At 38.9% G+C, this 9,643-nt stretch carries 6 protein-coding genes; all 6 read left to right on the forward strand.

Annotation, left to right across the window (positions count from 1 at the left end; translation table 11 throughout):
• Positions 1-8: 8 nt before the first annotated feature.
• The 6 genes from H6G86_RS14620 to H6G86_RS14645 all read left to right on the forward strand — a co-directional run bounded on the left by H6G86_RS14620 (position 9) and on the right by H6G86_RS14645 (position 9,498).
• Positions 9-4,346, forward strand: coding sequence for a non-ribosomal peptide synthetase (locus tag H6G86_RS14620; protein WP_190934932.1), 4,338 nt, complete (start codon positions 9-11; stop codon positions 4,344-4,346).
• Positions 4,347-4,389: 43 nt separating this feature from the next.
• Entirely contained in the window at positions 4,390-5,847 is a 1,458-nt protein-coding gene (locus tag H6G86_RS14625) for an aspartate aminotransferase family protein (protein ID WP_190934933.1), read from the forward strand.
• Positions 5,848-5,938: 91 nt separating this feature from the next.
• Entirely contained in the window at positions 5,939-6,157 is a 219-nt protein-coding gene (locus H6G86_RS14630) for an MbtH family protein (protein WP_190934934.1), read from the forward strand.
• A gap of 90 nt (positions 6,158-6,247) precedes the next feature.
• Positions 6,248-8,383 (forward strand): acylase, encoded by a 2,136-nt coding sequence (locus H6G86_RS14635; RefSeq protein ID WP_190934935.1) that lies wholly within the window; start codon positions 6,248-6,250, stop codon positions 8,381-8,383.
• Positions 8,384-8,449: 66 nt separating this feature from the next.
• Positions 8,450-8,614 (forward strand): hypothetical protein, encoded by a 165-nt coding sequence (locus H6G86_RS14640; protein WP_190934936.1) that lies wholly within the window; start codon positions 8,450-8,452, stop codon positions 8,612-8,614.
• A gap of 203 nt (positions 8,615-8,817) precedes the next feature.
• Positions 8,818-9,498 carry a RibD family protein gene (locus tag H6G86_RS14645; protein WP_190934937.1) on the forward strand — a complete coding sequence of 227 codons (681 nt, stop codon included), beginning with the start codon at positions 8,818-8,820 and terminating at the stop codon, positions 9,496-9,498.
• Positions 9,499-9,643: the final 145 nt, after the last annotated feature.

Raw genomic sequence — 9,643 nt, forward strand, 5'->3', positions numbered from 1 at the left:
GTAGCAATATGCAAGTAGTAGAAAGTATCGAGGGGTTTAGACTTTCGCCTCAGCAAGAGCATTTATGGTTGTTACAACAAATTGATCAAAGTTGGGCTTATCGTAGCGATTGTGCAATTTTGATTCAAGGAAGTATTGATCTCAATAAGTTAGAATTTGCATTGCAAGATGTTGTCAATCGCTATGAGATACTCCGCACCAATTTTATTTGTCTACCTGGAATGACTATTCCAGTACAGGTAATTACAGATAGCAAAGTTATTTTAGAGAAAAAATCTGATATTACTAATTTGACTCCTCAAGAACAAGAGGCGAAGATTGAGTTAATATTTCAGGAAATCAAACAACAAACTTTTCAGTTTGAACAAGGTTCGATTTTACATACATCCTTAGTAAATATTTCACCAGAACAGCATTTATTGCTTATTAGTTTACCTGCTCTCTGTGCAGACAGAGCAACATTTAATTGTCTAGCAAGAGAACTAGCTACTTCTTACTTAGGAAAATTCGATGAAAAATTATCTAAAGAACCACTCCAATATGCAGATTTTTCAGAATGGCAAAATCAAATATTAGAAGCAGAAGAAACGAAAATAGGCAGAGAATATTGGCAACAGCAAGACTTCTCTACTATTGGCACTTTCCAGCTTCCTTTTGAAAAACATCTCTCTGAAAAACAGATATTTCAACCAAAATTAGTACATTCAATCATTACCCCGGAACTAGTCGCTAATATCGAAATATTAGCTCAGAAGCATAATACGTCTGCTTCTACCTTTTATCTAACCTGCTGGTTGATTTTACTCCAGCGACTAAGTGGACAATCTGAGATGATCGTCGCCAGAGAATTTAATGGCAGAAAATATGAGGAACTTCAAGAAGCATTAGGACTATTTGCTAAATATTTACCAGTTCATTGTCATTTAGAAGATAGTTTCCAATTTAGTCAAGTTTTGCAGCAAGTTCATGAGTCTGTAGAATCTATCCACAAATGGCAGGAGTGTTTTACTTGGGAACAAATACCAGATATTTTACCTTTTTCTCCTGTGATTTTTGATTTTACAGAAGAAGATACAAGGCATTATGCAGGTAATATATTATTTTCTATTTTCAAGCTTGATAGCTGTACTGAGCGTTTCAAAATTAAGCTTTCTTGTAGACGCGAAAAGGATTTTTTAAGTACAGAATTTCATTATGACTGTAATCTGTTTTCTCCACAGGATATTGCAGGGTTAGCAGAGCAATTTCACAAGCTACTAGAAAGTGCAGTACATGATCCAGAAGCTGCAATTGGGGAATTAGAAATTTTAAGCGATCGCACACTCAATCAACTTTTATTCGAGTTCAATCAAACCCAGGCGGATTACCCACAAAATAAGTGCATTCACGAGTTATTTACAGAGCAGGTAGAACGCACTCCCAACAACATTGCTGTAGTATTTAACAATCAGGAACTAACTTATGCTGAACTTAATGCGCGTGCAAATCAACTAGCTCATTATCTAAAACATTTGGGGGTAGGTGCAGAAGTATTAGTGGGAATTTGTGTAGAGCGTTCCTTAGAAATGCTTGTAGGTATTTTAGGCATTCTTAAAGCTGGTGGTGCTTATGTTCCCCTCGATCCGCACTATCCCCAAGAGCGCTTAAGCTTAATGCTAGAAGATACTCAGGTATCTGTATTATTGACACAGCAGTATTTACTAGAAGGCTTACCTCAGCACGATACACAAACAATTTGCTTAGACACAGAATGGGAAGCAATCGCACAACAGAGTCAGAAAAACCCCCAGATAACTATATCTACTGAAAACTTAGCTTATATAATTTATACTTCTGGCTCTACTGGAAAACCGAAGGGAGTTGCGATCGCACATCGTAACTTAATTCATTCAACAACTGCACGTATTGCTTACTATCAACAAGCTGTAAGTAACTTTTTGCTACTCTCATCCTTTGCTTTTGATAGCTCTGTTGCAGGTATTTTCTGGACACTTTGTTGTGGCGGAACTCTACACTTACCAGAAGAAGGTGTACAACGAGAAGTACCTAAACTTATAGAATTAATTTCCCAAAATAGTGTTTCCCATTTATTAAGCCTTCCTTCTCTATATGCTTTAATTTTGCAACAAGCAAAACCAGAAAATTTAAATTCTCTTTGTGCTGTCATAGTTGCAGGTGAATCTTGTCTACCAGAATTGGTACAACATCATTCTCAGTTTCAGCCGGAAGTATCTTTATTTAACGAGTACGGGCCGACAGAAGCAAGCGTTTGGAGTAGCGCATATTATTGTCATACCGCAGAAACAGGAAGGCAAATATCTATTGGTTCTCCCATACCCAATACGCAAATATATATACTGGACTCTCATTTACATCCAGTTCCTATTGGTATTCATGGCGAGATTTATATTAGTGGTGAAGGTTTAGCTAGAGGTTATTTAAATCAATCTGCAATTACATCTGAGAAATTTATTCCCCATCCCTTTAGTAAAAAACCGGGAGTGCGTTTATATAAAACTGGCGATTTAGCAAAATATCTCCCTGATGGCAATATTGAGTTTTTGGGACGTATTGATAACCAAGTAAAAATTCGTGGCTTCCGAATTGAGTTAGGTGAGATTGAAACAGCACTAAATAAGTATCCTGGAGTGCAAGAAACAGTAGTTATTGCTCGCGAAGATGTACCAGGAAACAAACGCTTAGTTGCTTATGTAGTTCCCCAACCAAAATCAGCTCTTACAGTTAATGAACTACACAGTTTTTTAAAAGATAAATTACCAGAATTCATGATACCATCGGCTGTAGTGCTGCTAAAAAAATTACCTCTAAGTGCCAATGGTAAAGTTGATAGAAAAGCACTACCCGCACCAGAGGAAGTTAGATCAGATTTGATAGGAGATTTTGTTCCTCCTCGCACCTCTGTAGAAGAAATGCTAACTCAAATCTGGGCTGAAGTCTTAAAAATTGAGAAAGTCAGTATTTACGACAACTTCTTTGAATTGGGTGGACATTCTTTATTAACAACTCAACTACTTGCCAAAGTTAAAGAAGCTTTTAACTTGGATATCTCTTTACGCAGTTTGTTAGAGAAACCCACAGTAGCGGGTTTAGCAGAAAATATTGATCGAGTTTGTCAAACAGAAATTGATTACCCACTTTTTGATCTCAAAGCTGAAGTCATTTTAGATCCAACAATTGTTCCTGAAAATGCCGTTAAGTTTATTCCTGAACCTAGTGCTATTTTATTGACTGGAGCAACGGGCTTTTTAGGATTATTCTTACTAGCTGAACTTCTACAACAAACCCAAGCAGATGTTTATTGCTTAGTTCGTTATAAAAATATTGAAGATGCCCATAAAAAACTGCAAGCTGCTCTGGAATCTTATGGAGTTTGGAACGGAATTTGGAGTTCCAGAATAATTCCTATTCTTGGGGATTTATCAAAACCACTTTTTGGTTTAAAAATTGAAAATTTCCAACAATTAGCAAGTACTATTGATGTTATCTACCATAATGGTGCTTGGGTACATCATATTTATCCCTACTCTATTCTAAAACCGACAAACGTACTGGGTACACAAGAAATTTTGAGATTAGCTAGTCAAATAAAAACTAAACCAGTACATTTTATTTCTAGCTCTGGTGTTGTATCTTCCAAAATTGAATCTGGAGCAAAAGTAGTCCGAGAACAAGATAGCCTAAATGAAAACGAATTTCCTAGTAATGGATATTGTCAAACTAAATGGGTAGCTGAAAAGCTAGTACAAACGGCGATTAAAAGGGGAATTCCTATCTCTATTTACAGACCATCACGTATATCTGGACATAGCAAAACGGGGGTCTTTAATAGTAATGATTTTCTATACAAACTGATAATAGGTTGTGTGCAATTGGGAAGTGCGCCAGATATAGACATTCGAGAGAATATAGTTCCTGTAGATTATGTCAGCAAAGCAATAGTTAATTTATCGAAACAGAAAGAATCTTTAGGCAAAACTTTTCACTTAGTGCATCCTCAAACTCTCCACTCAAATACACTTATTGACCATATTTGCTCATTAGGTTATGCAATTGAACAAAATTCTTATGAGCAATGGCGAGAGAAATTACTCAATGTGACTCAAAGCTCCTTTGAACATCCTTTATATTCATTAGTACCATTTTTTCCAGCGAGACAAACTGAAGAAGATTCAAACTCAGAATTTTTACAGATTGATAATCAAAATGTCATCAATGGATTAGTAGGTACTTCCATTACTTGTCCTCCAATAGACAATCAATTACTCAGCGTTTATTTTTCCTATCTGATTAAGCAGGGGTTTTTGGATAATAAAGTTTGTAACTAATGAATAATTAAAATTTTTGCAATAGTTTCAGGAATGATATTTTATGATTTCAACAACTCACTATGATGATTATGATGTTATTGCATTACATCAAAAATCCGATTTTTTAACTGAATTATTAGCCAAAGCAGGGCTGACAAATCAGCAGCAAAAGTATTTACAACATTTTATCAATAGCTATAGCGATCGCACCAAAACATCTAAACATCTTTCCCAATCTTATCGCCCAGTTCTCTCTGACGATAAAAACTTAGGAGAGTTCAATTTACTATTTAAAGAAATGTATTATCCCATTGTTGCTAATCGCTCTATGGGTTCCAAAATCTGGGATGTAGATGGTAATGAATATGTAGATTTAATGATGGGTTTGGGAATAAATCTCTTTGGTCATAATCCCTCATTTATTAAAGAGGCTTTAATCGCACAACTTGATCAAGGAATTCAAATTGGTCCCCAATCAGAAATTGTTGGTGAGGTAGCTGAGTTAATTTCTCAACTTACAGGAATGGAGCGGGTTTGTTTTAGTAATACTGGTACAGAAGCAGTAATGACTGCTATCCGTATCGCCAGAGCAGTTACAGAACGTAAGAAAATCGTTATATTTTCAGGTTCTTATCATGGTCATTTTGATGGCACTTTAGTTAACGCAAATAAGGCAGAAGATAATCAATATGCCATACCCTTAGCGCCTGGAGTATTACAAAACTTTGTGAGTGATGTTTTGATTTTAGATTATGGTAATCCTCAATCATTAGAAGTTATTAAAGCATATAAGCAAGAATTAGCAGCAGTTTTGGTAGTTCCTGTGCAAACTTCTAGACCGGCTTTACAACCAAAAGAATTCCTCCAGAAATTGAGGAAATTAACACAAGAATCTGGAATTGCCTTAATTTTTGATGAAATGGTAACAGGGTTTCGGATTCATCCTGGTGGCGCACAAGCTTATTTTGATGTACAAGCAGACATAGCCACTTATGGAAAAATTGTTGGTGGTGGGATACCAATTGGGGTGATTGCCGGTAAAAATATTTATATGGATGCAATAGATGGGGGAATGTGGAGTTACGGCGATGCTTCCTACCCTCTGGTGAAAAAGACGTTTTTTGCAGGTACTTTTTGTAAGCATCCGTTAGCATTAGCTGCTGCAAAAGCTGTATTAAAGTATATGCAGAATTCGGGATTTTCTCTACAAAAAAGTCTGAATGAACGCACAACACAATTTGTTAAAGCTTTGAATAATTATTTTGCAGCCGATGGAATACCGCTACAAATGGCAAATTTTGGCTCACTATTTGGTTCTGCATCTTTAGAGATTTCTGGAGAAAATTCTACTGCTTCAGTAGCAATGAGCTTGTTGAAATATCATATTCTCGACAGAGGAGTTCACTTATTAGGTGTAAATGGTTATTTATCAACAGCCCATACATGTGAAGATATTAACTACATTATTCAAGTTGTTAAGGATAGCGTCACTAATTTGAGAGAAGGAGGTTTTATATAAAATTAAGCTGTAGTATTAAAAGAAAAAATAGCTAACAAATAATTTTTCAACTTGTAAGAGAATCTAAATAATCACTTATCAGGTAATAAAGATGTATCAAAACGAAACGGAAGAGATCACAACTTACAAAGTTGTAGTAAATCACGAAGAACAATATTCAATCTGGTTTGCCAACCGAGAAAACCCCCTTGGCTGGAGAGATGTGGGCAAAACTGGTCTCAAGCAAGAATGCCTTGAATATATAAAGGAAGTATGGACAGATATGAGACCTCTAAGCCTCCAGAAGAAAATGGAAGAATCTGCTCATTAGGCTTAGGCATTATTTGGAGTGAGCCTATCTAGACAAATCGACAGTCTCAATTATTAGGGATTATTCAACAGTCCCCATTCATTAACTCTAATGTTTATTAGCAAAATAAAGTTGCTTGGTTTTATAGGTTTAAAGTCGAATGGCAATAAACACTATATCTTGAGAGTTTTACCCTTTTTACTCGCGCTCATATTTGTTTTAGTAGTAGGAAACCAAAGCCTTAGCTCTTCACCAAAAACAACTGAAATACTTTGGGACACTTATGGTGTACCGCATATTTATGGCAAGGATAACCAAAGTGCCTTTCAAGCTTTTGGTTGGGCGCAGATGCAGAGTCATGGCAACCTGCTTTTACATCTCTACGGTCAAGCACGGGGAAGGGCTGCCGAATATTGGGGAGAAAAGTATCTAGAATCAGATCGTTGGGTACAAACTATGGGAGTACCAGAACGATCGCATTCTTGGTATTTGGCTCAAAGTCCTAAGTTTCGTCGTTATCTTGATGCTTTTGCCAGTGGAATTAACGCTTATGCTGAGAAGCACAAGGATTTGATTGCTGATGAAGTTGAGATTGTCTTGCCAGTCAAAGGCGAGGATGTGCTGGCTCACCAGATGCGGGTACTGAATTTCACTTTTATTGCCAATCCAGAAGAAGTTGCAGGTGTCAGTAAACAGCACCCAAAACCAGGATCTAATGGTTGGGCGATCGCACCATCACATTCTGAAAATGGTCATGCTATGCTTCTGGCTAACCCACATCTACCTTGGTCAGATTTATTTCTCTGGTATGAAGCACATATTACTGCACCAGGAATTAATGCTTACGGGGCAACACTGGTAGGGATTCCCGTTTTAGCGATCGCCTTTAATGATAATTTGGGTTGGACTCATACAGTAAACACCTATGATGGCTGGGATAACTACGAACTCAAACTAGCCGATCGTGGTTATCGCTTCGATGGTCAAGTCCGAGCCTTTAAGACAAAAACCGTATCTTTGAAAGTCAAGCAAAAAGACGGTACGCTAGCCTCACAAAAACTTGTAGTGGAAAGTTCTATCCACGGGCCAGTCATATCACGACAAGATGGTAAAGCTGTGGCACTGCGTGTTGTGGGTCTTGACCAACCAGGTGTACTACAGCAGTGGTGGGATATGGCACGTTCCCAAAACCTCACCCAGTTTCAAGCTGTCCTGCAACGATTACAACTACCGATGTTTACAGTGATGTATGCAGATAGAGAAGGGCATATTATGCACCTTTTTAACGGTCAAGTACCAATTCGTCAACAAGGCAATTTTGAATACTGGCAAGGTTTAATTCCTGGCGACACATCTAAAACCTTATGGTCAAAAACTCATCCATATCAGGATCTACCGCGCGTAATTGATCCAAAAAGCGGCTGGTTACAAAATACAAATGACCCACCTTGGACAACAACCTTTCCCCAGGTTCTCAATCCAGATAATTATCCGCCTTATATGGCACCACGCGGGCCAATGGAGTTTAGATCGCAACGTACTGTGCAGATGTTAGCAGAGGATGACAAAATCTCTTTTGATGAGATGGTTTCCTATAAACATTCAACACGTATGGAACTAGCAGATCGCCTTTTGGATGACTTGATTCCAGCAGCCCGGAAGTACGGAAGCGAATTAGCTCGTCGATCTGCTGATGTACTGTCAGCTTGGGATCGACAAACCAATGCAGATAGCCGAGGTGCAGTACTATTCGCTGCTTGGGTAGATGCGATAGACTTCGATAGTGTATTTAGCAAACCCTGGAGTGAAGACTCTCCACTGACTACACCTGATGGCTTGGCTAATCCTCAAAGTGCAGTCACAACACTCTTAACTGTTGCAGCTAAGGTGGAAAAAACCTATGGAAACCTAGATGTAGCATGGGGAGATGTTTTCCGGTTACAGTCTGGTGATGTCGATTTGCCTGCAAATGGTGGCGATGGCGGACTTGGTATTTTCCGCGTTCTCAATTTTGTTCCACTATCAGACGGGCGCTTCAAATCTGTTTCTGGTGATTCTTATGTTGCTGCGATTGAATTTTCTCAACCTGTAAAAGCGATGGCGCTTACCAGTTATGCTAATGCAACTCAACCAGGTTCAGCCTCTGCTGGCGATCAGTTGAAATTATTTGCCCGCAAGCAGTTGCGGCAAGTTTGGTTCTCATACCAAGATCTTCTATCCCATTTGGCTGAACGCAAGGTATTTTAAAATTCAATACTTGTTGGGTTTGGGGGAAAGGTTTTGTATTTTACCTTTCCCCCTTTTCCGACAAGAGTGCAAAAAGCACTTTTGCAAGAAGTGGAATCGATCGGATCAGAAAATCGGGCACAGATAGCGATCGCTACCTGCTACAAAAAGAAAGTAGATGAACCGATTAAATATTCGCTGCGAGAATCAATATTTGGGAGTAGTCAAAGCCAAGAAATCCCTTTACCTTAATCTCTGACTGATGGGGCGGATCTGGGAACACTAAATGCTAAGGTCTTAAAAATTCGACGTTGCATAATCGATTCATCCCTTCATTCAGCAACGCCAGAATTTCATATTGCCTCAGTGACTAATTTTCCCCTTTATACTCCATTGGGGATTCATAGCAAAGAATTCAAAAAGATAAAATTATAAAGAACTGTCAGAACGTAATCATGTCAGCTATCCAAACAACTGTAGTTATTGCCATGACGGTCGATGGAAAGATTAGCTCCGTAGATCCTCAAGCAGGCGGTAGTCCTGATGCAGCCGATCAAGCACACGTAGAGTATGAAGTCTCACTTGCTGATCTAATCCTGGTAGGAGCAGGAACGATTCGGGCTGGAGACGTAATTTTTTCAATTCGCAATCCCGAATTATTAGCAGCGCGCGAGGCTCGGGGTCAGTCTCGCCAGCCTATTGTTTGTGTTGTCTCCGGTTCCCTTGACCTATCGCTGGACGCCCCTTTTTTGAGCGAGGACATTGAGCGATGGATATTTACGACACGGGCTGGTTTGGAGCGCAGGTCTGATACAACAAGTTTGCAAAAACTGGCTGAATTAATTGATTTGGGAGATACAGACCTGGACTGGAATCGAGCCTACAGCTTGATGGCAGAGCGCGGTATTCACAAGGTCGTTGCTTTGGGAGGAGGCTATTTAACAGCATCTCTAGTAAAGGCTGGGCGAATTGACGATTGGTGGTTGACAATCTGGCCTGTCATTTATGGAGGAAAGGACGCTCCCACCCCGGTGGAGGGAGAGGGTTTTATTTCCACTGCTGCTCCTCATCTGGAACTCCTCGAAACTCGTCAAGTTGGAAGTGAGTTGTTTTTACACTACCAGACGATTAAGTAAGAATGCGCTGTCATAATTACAACTAAAAAGCGCCCTCCCAATTCGGGAGAGCGCTTTCTTATTTAGCTAATTGAGTTAATGCTTGAGAATTAACCGTTGATAGCAGGAGCAGAAAGAGCAACAGGAGCAGATTCAGCAGATGCCA

Origin of the sequence: Nostoc sp. FACHB-133, from assembly GCF_014698055.1 — a bacterium.
In the GTDB taxonomy this organism is placed as follows: domain Bacteria; phylum Cyanobacteriota; class Cyanobacteriia; order Cyanobacteriales; family Nostocaceae; genus Nostoc.

Bases quoted from the DNA above. Each gene is read 5' to 3' on its own strand.
- H6G86_RS14635 (WP_190934935.1), top strand. From the start codon at position 6,248: ATGTTTATTAGCAAAATAAAGTTGCTTGGTTTTATAGGTTTAAAGTCG.
- H6G86_RS14630 (WP_190934934.1), top strand. From the start codon at position 5,939: ATGTATCAAAACGAAACGGAAGAGATCACAACTTACAAAGTTGTAGTA.
- H6G86_RS14620 (WP_190934932.1), top strand. From the start codon at position 9: ATGCAAGTAGTAGAAAGTATCGAGGGGTTTAGACTTTCGCCTCAGCAA.
- H6G86_RS14645 (WP_190934937.1), top strand. From the start codon at position 8,818: ATGTCAGCTATCCAAACAACTGTAGTTATTGCCATGACGGTCGATGGA.
- H6G86_RS14625 (WP_190934933.1), top strand. From the start codon at position 4,390: ATGATTTCAACAACTCACTATGATGATTATGATGTTATTGCATTACAT.